The sequence below is a fragment of the Photobacterium frigidiphilum genome (assembly GCF_003025615.1).
GTDB classification, from domain to species: Bacteria; Pseudomonadota; Gammaproteobacteria; order Enterobacterales; family Vibrionaceae; genus Photobacterium; species Photobacterium frigidiphilum.
In genome coordinates this window covers 311425-334674 of sequence record NZ_PYMJ01000002.1, presented here as the reverse complement: position 1 = coordinate 334674, position 23250 = coordinate 311425, and the positions used below count along the sequence as shown (strand labels likewise).

At 42.3% G+C, this 23250-nt stretch carries 17 protein-coding genes and 3 tRNA genes; 10 read left to right on the top strand and 10 right to left on the bottom strand.

The window, feature by feature from the left end:
* Window positions 1–9: 9 nt before the first annotated feature.
* Both pgmB and C9J12_RS03680 read right to left on the bottom strand, forming a co-directional pair.
* Window positions 10–660, bottom strand: coding sequence for a beta-phosphoglucomutase (gene pgmB, locus C9J12_RS03685; protein ID WP_107241461.1), 651 nt, complete (start codon window positions 658–660; stop codon window positions 10–12).
* Between the two features lie 40 nt (window positions 661–700).
* Complete coding sequence (locus C9J12_RS03680) at window positions 701–2389, bottom strand: glycoside hydrolase family 3 protein (RefSeq protein WP_107241460.1); 1689 nt, start codon at window positions 2387–2389, stop codon at window positions 701–703.
* 380 nt (window positions 2390–2769) lie between these two features.
* On the opposite strand from C9J12_RS03680, the gene C9J12_RS03675 reads away from it, so the two are divergent.
* Window positions 2770–4110: an MFS transporter gene (locus C9J12_RS03675; RefSeq protein WP_107241459.1), complete on the top strand. Its 1341-nt coding sequence runs from the start codon at window positions 2770–2772 to the stop codon at window positions 4108–4110.
* Window positions 4111–4259: 149 nt separating this feature from the next.
* Window positions 4260–6725: a GH39 family glycosyl hydrolase gene (locus C9J12_RS03670; protein WP_107241458.1), complete on the top strand. Its 2466-nt coding sequence runs from the start codon at window positions 4260–4262 to the stop codon at window positions 6723–6725.
* Window positions 6726–6871: 146 nt separating this feature from the next.
* Here the strand turns inward: C9J12_RS03670 and C9J12_RS03665 are convergent, their stop codons facing one another.
* The 3 genes from C9J12_RS03665 to C9J12_RS03655 all read right to left on the bottom strand — a co-directional run bounded on the left by C9J12_RS03665 (window position 6872) and on the right by C9J12_RS03655 (window position 7880).
* On the bottom strand, window positions 6872–7060 hold the full coding sequence (locus tag C9J12_RS03665) for a hypothetical protein (RefSeq protein ID WP_107241457.1): 189 nt from the start codon (window positions 7058–7060) through the stop codon (window positions 6872–6874).
* A 617-nt stretch (window positions 7061–7677) separates the two neighbouring features.
* A tRNA-Ser gene (locus C9J12_RS03660) sits at window positions 7678–7768 on the bottom strand.
* A gap of 24 nt (window positions 7769–7792) precedes the next feature.
* Window positions 7793–7880 (bottom strand) — tRNA-Ser (locus C9J12_RS03655).
* A gap of 243 nt (window positions 7881–8123) precedes the next feature.
* On the opposite strand from C9J12_RS03655, the gene mscM reads away from it, so the two are divergent.
* From mscM to pdxY, 6 genes are all read left to right on the top strand, one after another.
* Window positions 8124–11432: a miniconductance mechanosensitive channel MscM gene (gene mscM / locus C9J12_RS03650; protein WP_107241456.1), complete on the top strand. Its 3309-nt coding sequence runs from the start codon at window positions 8124–8126 to the stop codon at window positions 11430–11432.
* Between the two features lie 488 nt (window positions 11433–11920).
* A complete protein-coding gene (tnaC, locus tag C9J12_RS31575) occupies window positions 11921–12034 on the top strand; it encodes a tryptophanase leader peptide (protein WP_107241455.1) in 114 nt (37 codons plus the stop codon).
* A 197-nt stretch (window positions 12035–12231) separates the two neighbouring features.
* Window positions 12232–13698, top strand: coding sequence for a tryptophanase (tnaA, locus tag C9J12_RS03640; protein ID WP_107241454.1), 1467 nt, complete (start codon window positions 12232–12234; stop codon window positions 13696–13698).
* Between the two features lie 112 nt (window positions 13699–13810).
* Window positions 13811–15064: an aromatic amino acid transporter gene (locus tag C9J12_RS03635; RefSeq protein ID WP_107241453.1), complete on the top strand. Its 1254-nt coding sequence runs from the start codon at window positions 13811–13813 to the stop codon at window positions 15062–15064.
* Window positions 15065–15091: 27 nt separating this feature from the next.
* Window positions 15092–15322 (top strand): Rid family hydrolase, encoded by a 231-nt coding sequence (locus C9J12_RS03630; RefSeq protein WP_107241452.1) that lies wholly within the window; start codon window positions 15092–15094, stop codon window positions 15320–15322.
* A gap of 217 nt (window positions 15323–15539) precedes the next feature.
* On the top strand, window positions 15540–16415 hold the full coding sequence (gene pdxY, locus C9J12_RS03625) for a pyridoxal kinase PdxY (protein ID WP_107241451.1): 876 nt from the start codon (window positions 15540–15542) through the stop codon (window positions 16413–16415).
* A gap of 105 nt (window positions 16416–16520) precedes the next feature.
* On the opposite strand, the gene C9J12_RS03620 is transcribed toward pdxY, so the two are convergent.
* Together C9J12_RS03620 and C9J12_RS03615 are read right to left on the bottom strand one after the other, a co-directional pair.
* Window positions 16521–17000 (bottom strand): L-alanine exporter AlaE, encoded by a 480-nt coding sequence (locus tag C9J12_RS03620; RefSeq protein WP_107241450.1) that lies wholly within the window; start codon window positions 16998–17000, stop codon window positions 16521–16523.
* Window positions 17001–17823: 823 nt separating this feature from the next.
* Window positions 17824–19614: a GMC oxidoreductase gene (locus C9J12_RS03615; RefSeq protein ID WP_107241449.1), complete on the bottom strand. Its 1791-nt coding sequence runs from the start codon at window positions 19612–19614 to the stop codon at window positions 17824–17826.
* A gap of 219 nt (window positions 19615–19833) precedes the next feature.
* Here C9J12_RS03615 and C9J12_RS30595 point away from each other — a divergent pair, with 219 nt between their 5' ends.
* Complete coding sequence (locus tag C9J12_RS30595; protein ID WP_170111705.1) at window positions 19834–19986, top strand: hypothetical protein; 153 nt, start codon at window positions 19834–19836, stop codon at window positions 19984–19986.
* On the opposite strand, the gene C9J12_RS03610 is transcribed toward C9J12_RS30595, so the two are convergent.
* Window positions 19987–20074, bottom strand: a tRNA-Ser gene (locus C9J12_RS03610).
* A gap of 277 nt (window positions 20075–20351) precedes the next feature.
* On the opposite strand from C9J12_RS03610, the gene C9J12_RS03605 reads away from it, so the two are divergent.
* On the top strand, window positions 20352–20933 hold the full coding sequence (locus C9J12_RS03605) for a UPF0149 family protein (protein ID WP_107241448.1): 582 nt from the start codon (window positions 20352–20354) through the stop codon (window positions 20931–20933).
* A gap of 125 nt (window positions 20934–21058) precedes the next feature.
* On the opposite strand, the gene C9J12_RS03600 is transcribed toward C9J12_RS03605, so the two are convergent.
* Together C9J12_RS03600 and nadA are read right to left on the bottom strand one after the other, a co-directional pair.
* A complete protein-coding gene (locus C9J12_RS03600; protein WP_107241447.1) occupies window positions 21059–21916 on the bottom strand; it encodes a bile acid:sodium symporter family protein in 858 nt (285 codons plus the stop codon).
* 129 nt (window positions 21917–22045) lie between these two features.
* Window positions 22046–23107, bottom strand: coding sequence for a quinolinate synthase NadA (gene nadA, locus C9J12_RS03595; protein WP_107241446.1), 1062 nt, complete (start codon window positions 23105–23107; stop codon window positions 22046–22048).
* Between the last annotated feature and the right edge of the window lie 143 nt (window positions 23108–23250).

Here is a 23250-nt window from a genome sequence, read left to right as displayed (position 1 = left end):
TAATGCTGTTTACTTTATATAATCTTCGATACTAAATCCTATCAGGTTAGGGACTACAAATGTCGCCTGATGCAATAGAGCGTACTCACCGACACCAACAACCTTCATTCCAGCAGCCAATGCTGCCTGCACGCCAGACTGGGCATCTTCAAACACCAAACATTCTGATGGAGAAAGGCCGAGTAATTCGGCTCCCATCAGAAACACATCCGGTGCAGGTTTGGCTTTAACAACCATATTGCCATCTACGATATAATCAAAATAATGGTATAAACCCGTTAGTTCTAATATCAGGCGGGCATTTTTACTTGCTGAACCTAGAGAAATTTTCATTCCTTTACATTTCAATTCTTCAATTAACTTTACGACACCACCTAACACGTCATTTTTATTTATTTGATTAACTAAGGTTAAATAGTCATTATTTTTATTCAGTAGTAACTGACTCTTTTCACCTTCACTGAAATATTCCGTGCCCTGACTCAATATAATATCCAATGAATCTTTTCTGCTCACGCCTTTTAATTTTTCATTATCTTTTTCACTAAACGAAATGTTGAGTTTATCGGCTATTTTTTTCCAGGCTTCATAATGCAGACAGGCTGTATCAACCAATACACCATCGAGATCGAAGATCACGCCTTTAATTGTCTCTTTCATACGCTTACCACTAATGCTGTTTGTTAACCACGTTAAATATTTACAGGCGGGTATCCCACTGCCCAACGAAAGCATCGACAGGGCTCTGCCCCTTAAACGCCGAACGACCCATTAGCTTATTCACGACGGCTTCAATAGTAATATCGTTAGCAGTATAGGCATTGATATATGTCGGCACACGAGGGACATCCATCAAATGGTAAGGGTTACCAAACGAAATAAAGACGGTTGGGATTTCTTGGCTGAACCACGGCGCATCAATGCCCATCGGACGAGCCCAGTTGATCCGAAGGGTCGTTTTGTTACTGGCGGTTTTGAACTGCGCGGCGTACACCACCACGTCGTAGTCGGCAATAAAGTCTTCTACAGACTGCATCATATCCCGCATAGTAAATTGCGAAGTATCATACAAGGTAACCTTAAACCCTTCGACTTCAAGCTGGCTCTGGAACTTTTCAACAGTACCGGCCTTCTTACCAAACATATCGGCTTCATCGCCCAAGCCAATCAGAAGTACACGACTATGCTGATCACGTGATAACGGTAAGATATTCTGGTTGTTTTTGACCAAAGTCACCGCTTTGTCCGCACATTCAATCGCCATTTGTTTATGTGCTTCACAACCGATCAACGACAAATCCAGCTCAGCTATCAGATCACGTTTATGCAACCCCAAAGTCGCTTTTGTCGCAAGCGTACGGATAATCGCTTCATCGACACGTGCCATACTCAGCAAGCCTGTTTCGATACCCTTTAGCATGTAGCCAAAATCTTCTTTCAGATCTTTATTGAACAGAAATAGATCACAACCCGCGGCAATCGTTAATGGTACCGCCTGTTCACGTTTCATCATGATGGTAAAGCCCACCATCGACGTGGCATCACTGGCGATCATACCGTTGAAACAGAGTTTGTCGCGCAACAGGTCATTAAGCAGCTCTGGTGCCAGTGAAGCAGGCATGATCTCATGATCGCTCAATTCAGGATTCAGCACCTTGGAGTACTCCGGCAGTGCAATGTGCCCTGCCATGACGGTAAGCGCGCCTGCATCAATCGATTGCTGATAAACCTGACCAAATGTTTCATCCCATTGCTGTGGCTCCATTGTATTAACAGAAAGCACCAGATGTTGGTCACGGTAGTCAACACCATCACCAGGGAAATGTTTAATTGATGTTGCCATGCCTCGAGCCTGCACGGCTTCGACATAAGCTTTGCCCATTGCCCCGACGAGTTCAGGGTCACTGCCGTAAGTACGAGTATTGGTAATCGGATTATGAAAGTTATAATCAAGGTCGATAACTGGCGCAAAAGCCCAGTTACAGCCTGCCGCTCGACCTTCTTCAGCAACCACAGCCCCCAGCTTTGCCGCCATTTCCGGATCTGCAGTCGCACCTACTTGCATTTGCGAGCCAAACTCGGTTCCCTCGGTCACCGCACCGTTGCCGCCACTTTCGAGATTGGCAGCGATTAGCATCGGTACCTTACTATTTTGCTGCAAGTACTGATGGACCTGCTGAACCTCTTTGGCGTCGCCCGGTCGGAACATGATCCCAGCCGGTTTAAATTCATCCAATAACGCCTGTAAATCAGCCTGATCGGCACTTAAACCGATAGGACAAAATAGGTGACCGACCTTCTCTTTCAGCGTCATTGCGTTGAGAGTTTCCTCCACCCACACAATATCTTCATGACTTAAATAAAAAGGTTTTGCCGTTAAATCTATCATTTTAGCCTCAGTCTATTTTCAATTCTCTGTATAACCACCAGACTTCTTCTTGGTGGATAGGTTGAGAATTAGTCTAAGCCGTTTTGCCACCACAAACTTCGTAGAGGTTTACCTGATGTTATAGGGGGATTTTGTGATCAGCGCAGAAATGTGACCGGAGTAGCACTCGACAGTGAAGTAACCTTAAATCACGAATTATCTTTTATTAGAGTGCGTTAGCTCACCACTGAGTTCTTGTCCACCACCACACAGCGACCATGATGCAACTCACAGTTTGTCAATCAACACAAACATCCCCCAGCACCTACCTCAAATAGCTCGCTAGTTGTTCTTTGCCGTTTTCATGACAATCAATTCAAACCCTACACAGGTAACGAGTAATGGAATCACTTAAATTAAAAGAAAAGCTAGGATATGGCGTGGGCGACCTAGGCAGTACACTGATTTTTGCCACGGTGACCACCTTCCTGATGTATTTTTATACTGACATCTTTGGTCTGTCTGCCGCCGCGGTAGGCAGTATATTTTTTGTCGCCAGAATGATTGATGCCGTCAGCGATCCCCTGATGGGAGCTATTGCCGACCGTACCATTAGCCGCTGGGGTAAGTTTCGCCCTTATCTGCTGTTTGGCGCGGTGCCACTTGGTATTCTTGCGGTGCTCACCTTTACCACCCCTGATCTATCTGACTCCGGCAAGCTGATCTATGCCTATATTACCTATATTCTGTTGATGATCTGCTACACCGTTGTCAATATTCCCTATTCGGCACTGCCAGTAATGATGAGTTCAGACAGCAAAGTCAGGACTCAACTGACAAGCTTTCGAATGTTCTGTGGCTTTTTTGCCATGCTGTTGGTATCGGGCAGCACGCTACCTCTGGTACGCCTGTTGGGTGGCGATAACGAACAACAAGGTTTTCAGTTAACCATTGCCATTTTTGCCGCTCTGGCGATACTTTTTTTCTTCGTCACCTTTCATTCAACCAAGGAGCGAGTGAAATCCGTCGGCCACCAATCATCGATTAAACAAGATCTAAAAGTGGTTAGCCAAAACCGAGCATGGTGGGTGCTGCTGATTGTGGGTGTGTTGTGCTTTAGCTTTACCATGATGCCGTTTGCCGTTGGGATGTATTATTTCCGCTACAACGTCGGCCAAACCGACATGGCAACAGTTTTCTTTGTTTCCGGTAATATTGGCATGCTGCTTGGCGTGGTAATCACTGCTGTATTATCAAAATCACTTTGTAAGAAAAAAATGATGATCTGTGCCCAGTTACTGGCCTCTCTGTTGATCATCAACCTCTACTGGCTGGATACCGCCAATATCATGCTTATCTGCGGTCTGTTCTTCCTAGTGATGATTGCCCAGGGTGTAAGTGTACCGATCATGTGGTCGATGGTGGCTGATGCTGCCGACTACTGTGAGTGGAAGCAAGGGAAAAGAGTCATCGGCCTAACAACCAGCTCAGTCACCTTCTCGCATAAATTCGGCATGGGGATCAGTGGCGTGATCACCGGCGCGATTCTCAGTCACTATGGTTACCAGGCCGGAGCAGTCCAATCAGCTAATACCCTGCATGGTATTCTGATCATGATGAGTCTACTGCCAGCCCTAGGATTTTTAGCCAGTGCACTGGTACTGATCCTCTACCCCATCAACAAAACTATCTGCGAACAGATGCAGCAAGAACTTCAGCATCTTCGCTCAATATCCAATTAACACTTTTGCCAAAGGCATGAACCACCTCACCTCGTGATCACGAGGCGAGGTATCATCTTTTTTATCGTAGTGTGAGTTTCCACAAACAGCTCTATGTATATTCTGCGTATAGTAGAAGTTTGATATTTCGTATTGCTCCAGGAGTCATTATGCAATACCGCCATGAGCTCGTTCGTCTTGATGAAGGGCTAAAAGCCAAAATCTATGTTCACTCAGTCATGGAGGTCACAGCACACTGGCACCATGAAATTGAATTAATGATGGTATTGAAGGGCAGTATTGAGCTTCGGCGCAATAATCAGGTGTTTAACCTCGTCCAAGATGATGTATTGCTGATCAATCACAACGAACTTCACAGCATCAAGGCAACCGATGAAAATAATATTCTGCTAGCGATCCAATTTTCTCCTGACTTAATGAACAATTGCTATCCAGAGTTGAAAAACATCATATTCCACTGTAACTCGGCGCAATACAGTGATGCCGAGCAAACCTATTTCAACCCGCTGAGAAGCCACCTTGCCCGGATCGTTTGGGCATTTACCAAAAAGCACAAGTGGTGCAAGTTTACTATCGAGCAGGAGCTGCTGGCTCTCATCACGACACTTCTATCCACTTACCATCACGAAATCATAGAAGACAACCGTCATCAGATCCATGAACGCGAATTAGAACGGCTTACCCGTATCGTCGATTATATTGGTGAACACTATGCGGGCAAAGTCCAGCTGCAGGAACTGGCCGATCGCGAATGCGTCACCATGCACCACCTTTCCCGCTTCTTTAAAGAACAAATGGGTATTTCATTTCAGGAATACCTCTTCGACTACCGTATTTATCAGGCCGCAAAACAGATAATTAACAGCAACGAAAAAATTGCCGATATTGCCTTTGCATGCGGTTTCAATGACCCAAAATTGTTCTATAAAAAGTTCAAACAAAAATATAACCAGACCCCCATCAAGCTCAGAAGACAACTATCGGCTCCCTCAAACCACCCTAACGGCGGCAGCAGCTATCTATCGGTTCGTGATCGGGATATCTATAAATCACTATTTGAGTATTTGAATACATCTACCACAGAAGCTAAAACAGCCACAACACCGGTGCCAGCTTCGAGTCCAATTTCAATCACGACCGAGGAAGTCATTGATAATGTTACCCAGACTTGGCGTAAACTCACGACATTTGGTTGCTCGTACGAGGGATTGAAAACACAGCACCGTGCACAACTAGCAGAAATGCAGAGCAGCCTACATTTTGAGTACATCCGTTTTCAGGGCATTTTTGCCGAACAGATGCACATTGTTGCCGCCAAAGGCCTCTACAACTGGAGCAACATTGATAGCCTCATAGACTTCCTACTTTCTATTCGACTCAAACCCTTTTTCTGCCTCGGATACATGCCCGACCTATTTGCCAGTAACGAGCAAACCGTCGCCCATTGGCGTGGCAATATCTCCCCTCCGGAACACATGGAGAACTGGACTGATTTAGTCGCTGCGTTCTTCCACCATATCATCACCCGATATAGCATAGAACAGGTGCAGACATGGTATTTTGAAGTGTGGAACGAACCTGATTTGGAAGGCGTATTCTGGGCGGGCAATGAGGCTGAATATCACCAACTCTACCTAGCAACCTACCATGCGGTAAGAGCCGTTTCACCCTTAATTAAACTTGGCGGCCCATCTGTCAGCCACATGGTATTTGATCGCTCTGACTGGCTCGATAACTTTATCCGTTTCTGTCACCAGCACCAGCTACAGCCCGATTTTTTCTCCTGCCACATCTACCCTGAGCTGTATGGCAACATTGATAATCTGATGGATTCCAGTAAGGTCAGCCGCAAAACACTTGGCCCCGACGGGTGCCTGGAATTACTCAACAGCTGTCGACCTTACCAACAACAGCTGGACATTGACGAGCTTCATATTACCGAGTGGAACCTGAGTGCCTGCTGGGGGAACAAGGTATTGGATACCGCTTTTCTGGGCAGTTTCGTCGTCTACAATATCATCGCTCTGTATGACAAAGTCAGCTCACTGGGGATCTGGACGTTCAGCGACCTGTTTGAGGAGCGAGGGCCGTCGACCTCCACTTTCCACGGAGGTTTTGGCATGATGACGCGTGAAGGGATTAAAAAACCCAACTTCCACGCCCTGACTATGCTCAATCGCCTTGGTCCGAAACTGCTTAAGCGAGAAAAGGACTTCATCATCACCCGGTCGTCACAGGGTATTCAAATCTTAATGGTCAACTATGTTCATTTCGACGATCTATATGCCAGCGGTGATACCTCTGCCATTGAGATGTCCGATCCCTACGCAGCCTTCAATCCGGCACCTGACAAATTGTTTGATTTTGCGTTTGATCTTCCTTCCGGCAACTATAAGCTGACTCGCTATATGCTCAACCGTGAACACGGCTCTGCGTATGATGACTGGCTAAGAATGGGCGCTCCGGAGCCATTGTCTGAAGAAGATATCGACGAAATCAAGCGAACGGCCTATCCCAAACGCTCAACGCAATCTCTCCACCATGAAGGAGAAGCTCTTTTGGTGACAAGCACGGTACCTGAACACGGGGTTGAATTGATATTACTGGCGTTTTAAAAAAATGACAAACGTACCGATAGCAGTACGTTTAGTTGATCAAATAATGGAAATGAGTCTTACTCTTAAGTTAAATAGTTCCACCGTTATTCGCTTCCTGATGTTTAAATATTAAAGTAATACGTTCTTGTGACATCTTACTTTTTCTACATTAACGTTTCGTTTTGTCTCGGCTGTAGAATAAGAATCGGGTATGTCTTTGGTGTCATCTCCATCGTTCTATAGAGTTCCATATATTGTTGACGAAACTGATGATCAGGTTGATGAGTGGCTGTCGTGCTAGTACAGCCAACCATTAGCATACCAAGTAGATGAACATACAAAAATTTACCCATAGATAAGGCTCATTTTCACGGCATAATTAAACAAGCTAACTTGATTAATTGCCTGCGACTATCCTGTATTAAGTGTAAGTCACTTTCTCATTTTTGGGACAGCAAGGTATTAAAGAGAGGGGAAAATAGAGCTCAGGTGAACCTTGTCTAGGATTCTGCATCCCTATCTTATTTGCAAACTATAGACGTAAAAAAACCGCTAACAGAGTAGCGGTTTCTTTGAATCTGGTGGAGTGTTCTGGGTGAGGTGGATTTGGAACAAATCTCTCTTACCACATACGCTAGATGCAAAAAGGGCGCTGATAAATCAGCGCCCTTTTCTAAATGTGGCGGAGAGATAGGGATTTATTACTCGCAAGCTCGTACCCTTCGGGCTATTGCCTTTTCGCACCTTCGGTACGGGCAATGTGCTTTCGCTTCGCTCAGGTGAACCCTGTCTAGGATTCTGCATCCCTATTTTATTGGCAAACTTCAGACGTAAAAAAACCGCTAATAAATTAGCGGTTTCTTTGAATGTAGCGGAGTGTTCTGGGTGAGGCGGATTTGGCACAAATTCCTCTAACCACATGCGCTAGACGCAAAAAGGGCGCTGATAAATCAGCGCCCTTTTCTAAATGTGGCGGAGAGATAGGGATTTGAACCCTAGAAGGGCTATAAACCCTTGCCGGTTTTCAAGACCGGTGCTTTCGACCACTCAGCCATCTCTCCGTTTTTATATCTCTAAAAGAGATATGGCGGTGAGGGAGGGATTCGAACCCTCGATACGTTGCCGTATACACACTTTCCAGGCGTGCTCCTTCAGCCACTCGGACACCTCACCACATTGTTGCCAAGACGCTGTACGTCTCAACGGCGGCTAATGTAATGTTTTAGGTCGATAGGGTCAAGGGGTTTTCTTCAAACAACTCTCGTTTGTCGACTATTAGCCCAATTCGCCTCATTCTTAATCCAATCAATTCTATTTATTCACTGCTACACTTTTATTTTGAAGTAATTCAATACGTTTTATCGTAAGTTTATGGTTTAGGGCCTTCATGATTATGGATTTTATATAGGCATATCTATGTTAAAAGCGCACCACTTTCTCTTTTTTCTCTTTCTGTCTCTTCTTACTGCTTTTTCGACGATAGCAGACGAGATTGAAGATTCGCAGGCTGCGTTAACCAGCAAAATTGAAGAACTTAACCAATTACCAAACACCCCCGAAACAATCAAAGAACTTGATAGCTATTTACAAGCACAAAACCGGATTGATAAAACCAAAGAATTTAATATTAGAACGCGTCAGTACCAGCTGGTTACCGAAACATTCCCGCAAGAAGCGGATAAACTAAAGCAAAAAATTGCCGCTTACTCTTCAACTGAATTTCCTGATTTTTTTGAGTGGGGCAAAGAAGAGTTAACTCTTGAAATTGCAGAGCAAGACAACGCTTTAGTTCAATTAGAAGTAACACGAAAAAATGACAAAAATCTTCTACTTGAAATTGAACATGGAATTGATGAGTTTTCTTATCAATCAGAAGCACTTCGAGTAAAAATAAAAAAAGTGGAAACTAAGCTAGCAAAGACTCAGCATGACAGTGGCGATACCGCAGCTCTGAACGAAACCCTGTTATTCAAGATCGAACAACAATTTTATATTAGCCAAGTCTTTATGCTGGAAGCCGAACAACTTAGTTCAGGTAATCGCCGTACGTTAACTAAATTTAAAATCACCTATGCCAATTTAGAAATTGAAGCTCGTCAGGCCTACCGCAATAACTTGCAAAACATGCTGAACCGCGTACTTCGAACCAGCGCTGATACAAATATTGAAAACAGTAATGAGTTACAAGAAAATTTAATTGATCAGCCACCAGTACTTCGTCAGTTAATTATAACAAATCAACGACTGTCATCTTCATTTGGTAGCTTCTCTACGAAAAGAGAGCAAGTACAGCAACAGATAAAAACAACGAATGAACAAATCACCATCGTCTCTAAAACAGCTGATGACTTAGATATGATGTCTGAATGGCTTAAGCTAAGCCCTGCATTCAGTGAAAGTCTTCGAACCCGAATAGATCGTTTACCCTCTAACCCTCCGATTGAAGCCTTAAACAAAAATATTGCTCAGAACCAAATCAATAAATATGAGTATCAACAACAACACGATACTTTATCTGAACGTGCAAAAAACCTCACTGAAATTGAGGCTCTCACACCAGAACAACAAAAAACGGCAAAGAAACTCATCAGTGCTAATTTGGCTTTATTAAAAAAAATAATAGCTGCTTCAGATACTTTAATCTACCAACAAGCAACATTAACCGTGGCTTTTGATCGGTTAAATAACATGCTTATTGATTTAAAAACTGAAGCTACAAAGCGACTTTTTTGGGCACCAGATGCCAAGACATTTAGCCTAAATCTTATTACCGATACGTGGGAAAAACTAAAATGGTTTTTCTCACCATTCCAATGGGTTAATTTATTAAAAGCCCCCGCCGTAATAGAAAAACTAAAGCTCTTTATTGGTATCGGTATTATCGCCCTTATTATTATGAGTTTAAATTGGTGTCGTAGCCGTTGGCTTAAATACCTTGAGAAAACGAGCCAAAAAATAGGAAAAGTGACACAAGACAAATTCAGTTACAGCTATATCAATGTCTTTCTCTCTTTCTGCCTTGCTTGGCCTGTACCCATTATTGTCGCCATTACGGGTCTATTACTCAGCTCTGCCTGGCAGTACCCTTTCGTTCATCATTTAGGCCAAGCTTTATCATTACCTTTGGCTTTAGTTGTTTATTGTTTCATGCGTGAAATAGTAAGAGATAATGGCTTATTTATCAGCCACTTTAATTGGGATAAAAGTGTCGTAAACAAAACGTTTATACATTATCGGAATCTATTATGGATCTACCTTCCGATGATGGTGATTCAAAACTTCACCTACCTTTATAGTGATATTGATATTAGTGGTACTCTCGGGCGTTTAGCCTTTATTATCAGTAATATTGCCGTCAGTTATTTTCACTGGCGCATGTGGCAAGTAAAATTACCAATGACTTATGGTGACGTACCTGAAGGTAAAGCACATATTGGTCACCACATTTTTTGGTGGGCACTGATTCTACTCCCTCAAGGTTTAAATTATGCGGCTTTAAATGGTTATTTAGGTTCATCTCAAATCGTTATGAATAAGATGGAAATGTCTGCCGTTATCGGGGTTGTTACTCTACTTATTTATTACTTAGTAAAACGCTTAATGCTCATTCAAAAACGCCGTTTGGCTTTCGAGCGAGCGAAAATAAAACGACAAGAAATAATCGCTCAACGACAAGCTGAAGTACTTGAAGACAAAGATGATGCACCAATAAGCAGTGAGTTACACATTGAAATAGAAGAACCAGAAGTTGATCTTGATAAAATTAGTGCGCAATCTTTACGTTTATTACGTTCATTGTTATTACTGATTTATGTCGCCGTATTGTCATTGATATGGGACGACCTATATCAAGCAATCACGCTGCTTGAAGACATTTCACTGTGGGATGCAACAAGTACCATTAATGGCATAGAACAACTCAGCGCGATTACAGTTAAGAGTGTTTTACTGGCCATTCTCGCTATCTTCTTAACGGGCATCCTCGCGCGAGATTTACCCGGCGCCATGGAGCTACTCATACTCCAGCACCTTGATCTTAGTCCTGGTACTGGTTATGCCATCACTTCCCTTACCCGCTACTTTGCTATCTTCACTGGTATCATTATCGGCTCTGGGCTGATTGGTTTCGATTGGAGTAAGATGCAATGGCTTGTTGCGGCACTTGGTGTCGGTATCGGCTTTGGTATGCAGGAAATATTCGCTAACTTCATTTCTGGTATCATTATTTTATTCGAAAAACCGATTCGAATTGGTGATACCGTCACCATTAGGGAGTTGACGGGTGTTGTGGCAAAAATTAAAACACGTGCAACAACCATCGTTGATTGGGATCGCAAAGAAGTTATCGTGCCCAACAAATCCTTTGTTACCGAGCAGTTTATTAACTGGTCACTATCAGATGCTATTACTCGAGTAACGCTTACAATCAGTGTTCAATATGTATCTGATAGCGAATTAGTTACCCAGTTATTATTTGAAGCCGCCGATGAATGTGAGTTAGTACTGGATAACCCCGCACCTGAAGTGTTCTTTTTAGGGCTAACGGCAAACTGCCAGAACTTTGAAGTGCGTGCTTATGCGGCAGAAACAGGGCATCGTTTAGGGTTAACCCATGACTTACATTGCCGAATCAAAAATAAATTTATCAAACATGATATCTCCATTGCGTCACCTCAGTTGGAAGTATCAATAAAAGATAAAATGGCGCACCCTTTTGCTAAATAGTTATTTGGTAATACCTTTTCGCATCGAAAAAGCACAATACTGTCACTATTAATAATGACAATAATTGTAAATGTGCTTGTCATGTTCTTTGTTCACAACATGACAAGCTTTCAATTTCCTCTTGCGAGTTTTTGCTTGTCTGGTCACACTTATTGATAAGTAGTATATATTTATTAATTTAGCTATAGGATACTTTCGTTATTGGTTTAAAGCATTGCTTTTTCATATAGGACATAAAATGAACGTGTACCTCAAATGGCAATCCACTTCGGCGCTAACATTGTTAGCCTGGTATAATTTAGACCACAAACTGTCCTTTCATTTGTCTTCAAAATAATTTCTAGAGGCCATTTTTATGCGCCCTCAACAGTCAAACATATTTTGACAGCTAATTTTTGGTATTGTAAGGTTAAACTTAATATGTACAAGCAAAGATGCTTTAACGTATTAAACCTACAATATTGACTATTCATTTTCACTTTGATTTTATGTGGGAACATGAAATGAATATGTATCTTAAATGGCAGCTTTCAATATTATCATCGCTAATGCCATGGTATATAGAAGATTATAAAATATCTTACTATTTCCCTTCAAAATAAACATATAAACATTTACGTCTCTTTTCTTTGAGGCAAAGTTAATACACCTATATTTTGTTATTTATTTGACGCGACTTTACTCACCGTAAAATCAAGCATTAAATAACATTAAAGGCATGCTATTAACTTTAATTACATAAAAACCAAACATTAACTTCTGGTGAAATAAAACACCAAATAAAAGTAAAGGCATTATCATGGAAAACTTTAAACACTTACCTGAACCATTCCGTATCCGTGTTATTGAGCCAGTAAAACGCACTACTCGTGAATATCGCGATGAAGCTATTTTAAAAGCGGGGATGAACCCATTCCTACTAGATAGTGAAGACGTATTTATTGACCTGCTTACTGATAGTGGAACGGGGGCAATTACTCAAGAAATGCAAGCCGCGATGTTCCGTGGTGATGAAGCATACAGCGGTAGCCGCAGTTACTACGCACTTGCGAACGCGGTAAAAGATATCTTTGGCTATGAATTAACAATTCCAACTCACCAAGGTCGTGGTGCCGAGCAAATCTACATTCCTGTCCTTATCAAGAAACGTGAAATAGAGAAGGGACTAGACCGTACCAAAATGGTAGCACTGTCTAACTACTTCTTTGATACAACACAAGGTCACACTCAAGTGAACTGTTGTGTGGCAAAGAATGTGTATACAGAAGATGCGTTTGATACCTCGGTCAATGCCGATTTCAAAGGTAACTTTGATCTAGTTAAGCTAGAAGAAGCAATCCTTGCAGCCGACCCTGTAAACGTACCGTACATTGTGAGTACTATTACCTGTAACTCTGCAGGTGGTCAGCCTGTTTCTATCGCTAACCTAAAAGCGGTGTATGAGATCGCACAGAAATATGACATTCCAGTGATTATGGACTCCGCTCGTTATGCCGAGAACGCCTACTTTATACAACAACGTGAAGATACTTACAAAGATTGGACTATCGAAGAAATTACGCGTGAATCTTATAAGTATGCTGACGGCCTAGCTATGTCTGCAAAGAAAGATGCCATGGTACAGATGGGCGGTCTACTTTGCTTCAAAGATGAATCCATGATGGATGCATACACAGAGTGTCGTACTTTGTGTGTGATTCAGGAAGGCTTCCCAACCTACGGTGGTCTAGAAGGTGGTGCGATGGAGCGTCTTGCCGTTGGCCTCTATGACGGCATGCGTCAGGAGTGGCTAGCATACCGTATTGGTCAAGTTCAATACCTTGTAGACGGTCTAGAGTCTATCGGTGTCGTATGTCAGCAAGCTGGGGGCCACGCGGCATTCGTTGATGCAGGTAAGCTGCTTCCACACATTTCTACCGAGCAGTTCCCAGCACATGCTCTTGCTTGCGAACTCTATAAAGTGGCAGGTATCCGCGCCGTTGAAATTGGCTCTCTATTACTCGGTCGCGATCCAGCAACAGGTAAACAACATCCTTGTCCTGCGGAGTTACTTCGTTTGACGATCCCACGTGCGACCTACACTCAAACGCATATGGATTTCGTTATAGAAGCGTTCCAAAAAGTGAAGGCAAACGCAGCAAATGTGAAAGGTCTTGATTTTACTTATGAGCCAGCAGTACTTCGTCACTTTACTGCTCGACTTAAAGAAGTTGAGCCTGTGCAAACAGCGGTGAAAACGGAAACCAAGATTCTAGAAGAAGCTTAATCACACTCAAAGAGCGCACCCTACGGTTGCGCTCTTTTTCCTAAGCACAGAATAAAATAAATAGTTTAGGGTGATCAATCCAATAACGTGAAATTACAAGAGTGACTGAATTATGGAACAGAATCCGTCATTAGTATCAAGTGACAGTGTTAAGGAAAAACATCCGTCATTAATAGGAGGGGCATGTATTATCGCCAGTGTCTGCGTTGGTGCGGGCATGCTGGGGCTCCCAAGTGCGGGAGCAGGTGCATGGACAACATGGTCAGTTTTCGCGATTACAATTACCATGGTCGTCATGACCATTTCGGGTTGGATGCTGCTAGAGGCATTCAAGAATTATGACTTAAAGGTATCTTTCAACACGGTAACCAAAGACATGCTTGGTGATAAGGTCAACATGTTCAATAACCTGATGGTGTACTTTGTTGGGGGTATTTTGCTGTACGCCTACATCACATCTTCAGGCCTTATCCTTCAAGATATTTTGGGCCTCGATAGCAAAATCACTTCAATCTTGTTTGTTTTGGTATTTTCTCCCTTCGTTTGGCACTCAACTCGAGCAGTAGACCGAATTTCCGTTGTTTTAATCTTATTTATGGTCTTAAGCTTTGTATTTGGTGTGTCAGGGCTAGCGATCAAAGTCGATATGTCGATCTTGTTTAATACCATTAATGAAAAAACAAGCTACGCACCCTACGCAATGGCAATGCTGCCTGTCGCTTTGACGTCGTTTGGTTATCACCATTCTGTGGCAACAATGCGTGCTTATTACGGCGAAGAGGAAAAAGCGAAATACGCGATTTTGGGCGGCACAATAATAGCGTTAAGTCTGTATGTTCTATGGTTGTTCAGCATTTATGGGAATTTACCTAGAAGTCAATTTGGACCTGTGATTGAGCAAGGTGGTAACGTAGATGCACTACTAACTACATTAGGCTCAGTCATTGAATCTGACAAAGTGGCGCATGCGATCCATACCTTCTCAATGGCGGCAATTTTATCTTCTTTCATTGGTGTTGGGCTTGGGGTGTTTGACTATTTGGCTGATTTATTCAAGCTCGAAGACACCAAACAAGGCCGTACAAAAACATGGCTAGCGACTTTCCTACCTCCTTTGATCCTATCATTGCTATTCCCGTTTGGTTTTGTCATTGCCATTGGTTATGCCGGCGCTGCGGCAACCGTCTGGACATGTATTATTCCAGCACTTCTCGTGAGAAAAGCACGCACGTTAGAGAATGGTGATAAAGGCTTTAAAGCGCCAGGAGGCAAGCCAATGATTGTTGTCGTCATTAGCTTTGGTATTTTAACTGCTGTATTCCACTTCATGTCGATGTTAGGCATGCTTCCAGCGTTTACAGGCTAAACAATTTTAGATACAAAGGAAAATACAATGATAGCAATTAATACACCCAATGCGCCTGAAGCTATTGGTCCATACGTACAAGGTGTGAATCTAGGTAATATGGTAATCACGTCAGGTCAACTACCTATAAATCCAGAAACTAAAGCAATGCCTGAAGACGTTGCTGAGCAGGCAACTTTCCCGGCTCGCTCTTGTGTTGAAGTCGCTCGCTTACCTCTGGATGCAAAAGTTGAAATTGAAGTTATTGCCTCACAATAACGTTTAGGGTTTTGAAAATTCTTTCTTATCTTAATTAATAGCCCTGTCATTTATAGATGATAGGGCTAAGTATTTTAAGCTAGAATACCCTCAATTATTTTAAGTTCACCTAAAACAAGAAATAATCAAATCACCAAATGCTCTTTTAGATTATGTCTATAACTCTAAATACGCAATTTGGATCCCTCCTTGAGTTACTTATAGAAAGGAAAACATTATGCATGGCATTCTGTCCATTCAATCACATGTTACTTACGGACACGCAGGGAATAGCTCTGCTATTTTTCCGATGCAAAGAATGGGGTTCGAAGTATGGCCAATACATACGGTTCAATTTTCTAATCATACTCAATATAAACAAGGTTGGACGGGGCGCGCTTTCTCTGCCTCAGATATTGATGAGCTGGTTCAGGGGCTTGATAACATTGATGCGCTGACGCGTTGTAAAGCAATTCTCACGGGGTACCAAGGAAGTGCTGAGCAATGTGAAGCTATTATCAGAACCGTAGAAAAAGTTAAGGCTCAAAATCCTTCATCCTTATACATCTGTGATCCTGTCATGGGGGCACCGGATAAAGGTTGTATCGTTGCTCCCGGCATTACGGAATACTTAGTGAATCATTTAATGCCAATGGCAGATGTTATCGTGCCGAATCAATTCGAGCTCAGCCAATTTGCACAAATGGAAATCAACACGCTGTCTGATGCCGTGGAAGCTTGCAACATTGCTTTAGCTAAGGGTCCAAAAGTTGTTCTTGTTAAGCATCTATATTGTGTTTCAGACGATAAGTTCAGCATGCTGTTAGCCACACCAGAAGGTTGTTTTCTTGCCCAGCGTCCTCATTTAACGTTTGCTCAGCAACCCGTTGGGGTTGGAGATCTGATATCTTCGTTGTTCACCGCAGGTTTATTAAAAGGTTACTCAACAAGGCGTGCATTCCAACATTGCCATGATGCTTGTTATGGCGTTCTTAAACAAACTCATCAGCTAAACGAGTGGGAATTGCAAACCATTCTAGCCCAAAATGAACTCGTCGAGCCAAGCGAGACATTTCCAATAGAAATGATCAACCTGAACTTGAAAACAGCGTAAATATAAACACTCGAATATCAGATACACAATCGCTAAAAACAATCGTTAAAAACAACAAAGGCACCAATGAGGTGCCTTTTCTATTTAGACCCCGTGTTCAATTGATTACACTTCTTGATGCTGAGGCTCTGGGTGTGATAGCTCACGGCAGTAGCCCGGTACTTTAAACATACGACGGCATGCATCTAAGAACTGACCATAAACAATACCCAACGCACCAGAAACAAAAGCATTACTTGTTACTGCGGTAATGATTTGATCGGTATCTGCACCTACAGCCAATAAAATACAAGCATAAACCGGTGACTGAAACAACACGTAGGCCACCATGTCAGATAAACCCTTCATCCAACTAGAGGGAGATAATCGATGACCTGTGCGTAATAGGTAATCGCGGAACACACCGTATGGCCATGCAATCGCAATGTTAACGGGGATCGACAAGGTTCGTGATGCTAAAGACTGCTCGAGGGTCATACCCGACACGAAAACTTCAATCAGCATGCCTGTAATAAAACTAAAAATAACCATGGCAAACGTATCTGCCGCTGCGTTACGCATATTGAATTGACCTTTGACAGACATTTTAAACCCCCAAGCTATAGCAAATAAAACCAGATTATTAGGTAATAATAGAAACTTAAACTAGCTTAAATAGCCAAGCCAGTTGATTCGCGTATTAGAACAGGTTTTTATCAAAATAAAATACTAAAGTTTTTATATGTTGGTAAATTTACCACTAGTTTTAACCTCGTTTTTGGAACAAATTACTACCCACGCACCACTCACGTGCCACACTAGCAAAAAACATCAAATTGAACCTTCATTTAACTACTATAAGTTGCAATAAAAGCGCTTTTAAAAGGTAGTAAACACATATAATTAAGCAACAGTCATTACTATCATACCGTGATGGATATTTATCCATAAAATATGAAAATAAAACCAACGAGTAATAAAGCCGACAGACAATAAAAATAAATCAATTAATAACAAGTAGTTACAATCAAATAAAAAACGAAAAATAAAACCATGAATAAGCAACATTGAAAAATAAAAAAATAACGGATAATTAGCCAGTATATGCTTATATTTATCCAGACAAATACTTAACAAAGCACGCTATCGCTATAAAGCATATGAAATTAACATTTAACGCCATACATTCGTCATCATAATTAAAGTGTAAAATCAGAATATATCGCTCAATTCCTATCGATAAATCATGATTTACAACCAGAGAGATCAAAAAACAAATCACATCAAACTGAAAGTTAATTACATGTTGTTCACACTTCCAACAATCACGAGACAAAATCACCTTGGTATCAAATATCAGACAAAGAAAAAGCACCATTACGGTGCTTATAATTGACATTAACTACTTAGAAATAAAGGTGGAAAGGGATCAGTCCATATTGCTATCTTGCACAGCCTGCTGATGTAACACACCCTCACCTTGATAAGCTGATGGATTACGAGTAAGCGCTGGAGCGAATACAACGGGCGTAATAGCATTCGCTCTTTCTTCATTAAAGACGGGTAGCAGAGCCATTGCATGTTCGGTTAGCGCTAAGATGGTTAATGAGGGATTAACACCTAAATTTCCGGGAATAATACTGCCATCAAGTACACGCAGGTTTTGATAACCAAATACTTCTCCGCTATCATCTATAACCGCATTCTCGGCGCTATTACCGATACGTGCACCACCCATCATATGTGCCGTTAAAGGTGTACCTGCAACAACTTCTGGAAGTAAATTAGCGGCGTCTCCTCCCGTTATTTTGCAATACATTTCAGCCACTTTTTGGGCAATCGGAAAATAGCTTCTCAACTTTTCATCGTCTGCATATTGCGTAGGAACCCAAGTATTTTTAAGAAACAAGTAATACCACGGTTTACGCATCTCTAGGTGGATGTAACTATGGGCAGTTTGCATCACCAGCAGCCATACCCCTCTTTTCGCTTTCCCTACTGGATTCATCACACGCAACGTCGTTATTGGATGACGAACCATATTACCAAGCATAGTGACGACACGTGGTATGCCTGCATGTTTACTGGTTAAAGGGATATTGGGAACCGTTATCCAAGAAGCGTCATTGGTTGCACCATAGCGTACAACCTGAATCTTGGTCTCATCATCCGGATGGATCATCGAGGTGATTGCTGTACCCAGACTTTGATCAACACTCGGCATCCGATCATGGCGATCATTCACTGTCAGCAGTGTTTCTGAATTGGTCATGACTTGACGACCTAGCTCGGTAGAAATATTGGGCAGGGTTTTATCAACATCGCGCATTTTAAGCAGCAACGGGATTGAACCCAATACACCGGCAGATAAGGTTAAACCATGGGTCGTTATTGTGTATTTTTTCCGCCCTATCAGCCCCATTCCCTCTTCAACAGTAATAACATAACCCGCACTACCATCTTGTAAACCTGCATCATTTGCAATGGGTTCAATGCGTGTCACTTTACTTTCAGCTCGTATTTCAGCACCGTTTCGCTCAGCAAAATACAGGTAGTTTTTATCCAGCGTATTTTTAGCATTATTTCGACAACCCACCATGCAATTTCCACAATAATTACAGCTATTGCGTTTGGGGCCTTCACCATTGAAATAAGGATCGCCACGATCTGCGCCTAATGTGGATTCGTTGGGTTCAGATCCAAAAACATCATGATCTTCTGGGTATAACAAGCCACTGTAAACGGTCGTATAAGTATCACCACAACCTAACTCTTGAGCCACTTGCTTTAAGGTTTTATCGGCCTCGCCTTCCCATACATTCTGTTGTAACCCTATCATTCGTTGCGCTAAGGCATAATATGGCTTGAGGCGCAGCTGCCAATCATCATGGATATCAGACCAAAGGGGAGAATTGAACACTTTGTCGTCTGGAACAAGGTGGGTGTTACCGTAAACCAATGATCCTCCACCGACGCCAGCACTATACACAACAGACAATTTACGCGTGAACGCAACTTGCAACGGACCCCGTAACCCAAGCCACGGTATCCATAGAAATTTATTAATTCGCCAGTTAGATTTCGCAAAGTCTTGGGCTTCATACCGTTTTCCTTTCTCTAGCACTAAAACACGATAGCCTTTTTCGGTTAACCGTAATGCGCTTACAGCGCCACCAAACCCGGAACCCACAACAATATTATCGAAATCAAACTGACTCATACTTGCCTCTCACGATTTGTGAATGAACATTTCAACAACAACCAATGAATCATATAGTAGACAGACCAATTAGTCGGTCAATGTTTAATCGCTACAACTGCAGAGTGGTTAACAAATGATCACATCAAGAAGAGGAATGTTAGAAGAAATGAAGTAAAGAGAAAGACACTATCATTCAGGGTAAATAGACGATCAGGTATTGTTCTAGAAGGAAATAAAATGTCACTGGAATTAGGTATACCCAATCGATATCGAGTCGTCTTGAAAGGCTACATGCCGTATAGCGACATTGAACAAAAGTTTGGGTTATTCAGACTATTTATGGTATTGCAGATAGCAAAAAGCCGTCACGAGGACGGCTTCTTTAAATGATGGCGGTGAGGGAGGGATTCGAACCCTCGATACGTTGCCGTATACACACTTTCCAGGCGTGCTCCTTCAGCCACTCGGACACCTCACCACAAATTGCCGTTGGATACGAATACCACAACGGAGCGCTACTATAGTGACCATATAAGGATCGGTCAACAAAAATCATCGAAACGCCTTATAATTGTTCACTTTTCGACAGAATTAAAATACTACGCATAAAATATAACGCGGTGGCTACTGCTCATATTTAACTAGGCTGCTACAATACCTCGCATCATTACTAATTATTCACTGCCTTTCACTCTGTATATATTCGAGTAGGTCAATGAGTAGTAGTCAATACAAGCGATTAACCGAGATTAACTATGTCTTCACAGTCACAACTGGGTGCATTACTGCAAGACCCTGAGCTTACAAACCACCTTTTAACTGAAGCGCAAACTCATGGCTTTGTGACTGCAATGGCAGCTGCACCGCATTTGTTAGACCCTTCAGAATGGTTAGCATACCTATGGGGTGGCGATGAAACATCTCCATTTACCAGCCACGAAGATCTTGAAGCTTATGCCAATGCGGTTATTAATATCTGGAATGAGAGTCGTGAGTCCTTATTAGAAGGCACATGGCAATGGCCTGAAACCTGTGCACTTGATGACGCAGAACTCGTTTCAGAAGAAACCCGTGATTTTGCCGAAGGCATGTTACAAGGTTGGCAGCTAGCTCGTGATGATTGGGAAAACATTATGCCTGAACATAGTGAAGATAACGCCTTATTAGGTGGCGTATTGCTATCAATCACTCTTCTATACGATCCAGAAAATGCAATGGTCGCGTTATCTGAAGAAGGTGCTGACGCACTGGCACAGTTTGAAGAAATCTTTACAGCAGTACCGAACATGCTATGTGGCTTAACACAGCGTGGACAAGCATTAGTGACGCTTCACTAATAACGCGTACTATATCAAGAGCACAGCATCATAAGGCTGTTGCGCAGAAATGCAAAAAGGTTGCTTATGTTATGACAAATAACGGGCAACCTTTTTCTTATGCGGTCTTTCAATTACAAATTCAACTAAGGCTTCAACAATACGCCTTGTCGTTTATTTCGATGAATAATAAGCAGTGCCGGAATATTCATGAGCACACCATACAATAACGGGGTGAGTGCTAACTCTGGTCTTTGTAGTTGCACAACAGCCACAAAAATAGCCGTTCCTGCATTTTGAATACCAACCTCTATTGCTAACGTTTTGACTAATGTCTTATCGCCACGCAATGCTTTAGCCACAATGACCCCAAGAATCATTCCACTCAAGCACAATACGATTGCAGCAATAGACCCAACAGAAAATAGCTGATTAAAGACTTTGGTGTTTGCAGCCAACGTAATGGTTACGGTGAAAAACAATGCCCATAATGACGATCGTCCAGCGAAGGTGATAAACGAAGAAAACCATGGCGCCTTAATATATTGCTTCATGATCATACCGATCATTACAGGTACAAACGTTACTACCGTCAGCTGTAATATTGCCATCTTAACGGGTATAACCAACTGAGTATCGCTGAGCACTAAAGGCAGCATCAATGGCAAGCTAAGTGGAATAATCAGGCTGCTTATCGCGGTCATACTGATCGATAACGCAGTATCACCACCGCTCAAATGCGTAATAGCATTAGACGATGCCCCACCCGGTGCTAGCGCCAATAGCCATAAGCCAACGGCAATAGGTTCTGGTAACGCCAACAGATGAATCAATGCATAGGCCAGTATGGGTAAACCGATTAATTGAGCGGTTAAACCTGCCAGTATTTTACTCGGAAAAGTCGCAACACGTTTAAAATCAGCAAGGGTTAATGTGAGACCAACACAATACATCATCCATGCTAACGCGAGCGGTAATGCAATGGTTAACATTGTCTGGCTCATAAAAAAGCATTCCTTATCTTTATTTTAAATAACAGCTATTTATATTATGGTTATTTAATCGGCACCAAATGTAGCACATAAAAATGGCGACCACATGGTCGCCACTTAAAAGACTGAGGCCTCGCACAATTATGCGTTGCCTTTTACCTTCAATTGTAATTCAGCAGCAAAGTTAAGCATGCGATTAAGCGGAATTAATGACTTCACACGTAATGCTTCATCAACGAAGATTTCGTGCTTTTCTCCGCCTTCAACTAATGCACTTTCAATTGCTTTAAGCCCGTTCATTGCCATCCACGGACAATGCGCACAACTACGACACGTTGCACCCGCACCCGCCGTTGGGGCTTCAACCAATTCTTTATCTGGCACCATTTGTTGCATTTTAAAGAAAATGCCTTTGTCGGTTGCCACAATTAATTTTGTATTCGGTAGCTCTTTTGCCGCTTTAATTAGCTGGCTAGTTGACCCTACCGCGTCAGCTAACGCCACAACGCTTGCTGGTGATTCTGGGTGAACAAGCACCGCAGCATCAGGATAGAGTGCTTTCATGTCACGAAGCGCTTTTGCAGAGAACTCGTCATGCACAACACACTCGCCCTGCCACAATAGCATTTCAGCGCCAGTATTTTTTTGAATGTAAGCACCTAAATGGCGATCAGGTCCCCAAATAATGTCTTTACCTTCACTGTCTAAGTGCTCAACAATTTCAAGGGCAATGCTTGATGTAACAACCCAATCAGCACGTGCTTTAACAGCCGCAGATGTATTGGCGTAAACGACAACAGTATGATCTGGATGAGCATCGCAAAATTCAGAGAATTTATCAGCAGGACAACCTAAATCTAGCGAACATTCCGCTTCTAGGGTTGGCATCAGAACATTTTTTTCAGGCGTTAAGATTTTTGCAGATTCACCCATAAAGCGAACACCACAAATGATCAATGTTTTGGCTGAATGTTGATTACCAAAACGGGCCATTTCAAGAGAATCACCAACAAAACCGCCAGTCTCTTCAGCTAGGGCCTGAATTTCGGGGTCGGTATAATAGTGAGCAACCAAAACCGCGTCTTTTTCCTTCAACAACGCTTTGATTTTCTCGACGTGAGTCAGTTTCTCTTGATCAGATAATGGAACAGGTTTTTGCGGAAACGGGTAAATCGTTTCAGACGGATCGTATGTTAGGCTCATTACTTACTTGCTCATCAGCTAGTCCTTACTATCCGGACATTATACACGGTCTAAAAAGGAATTTTTAGCTTTCGCATAACCAATTGTTTTATAAAATAAAAAGGCCCACCTTAATCAGGCAGACCTTATGTATTCGTTTTCTA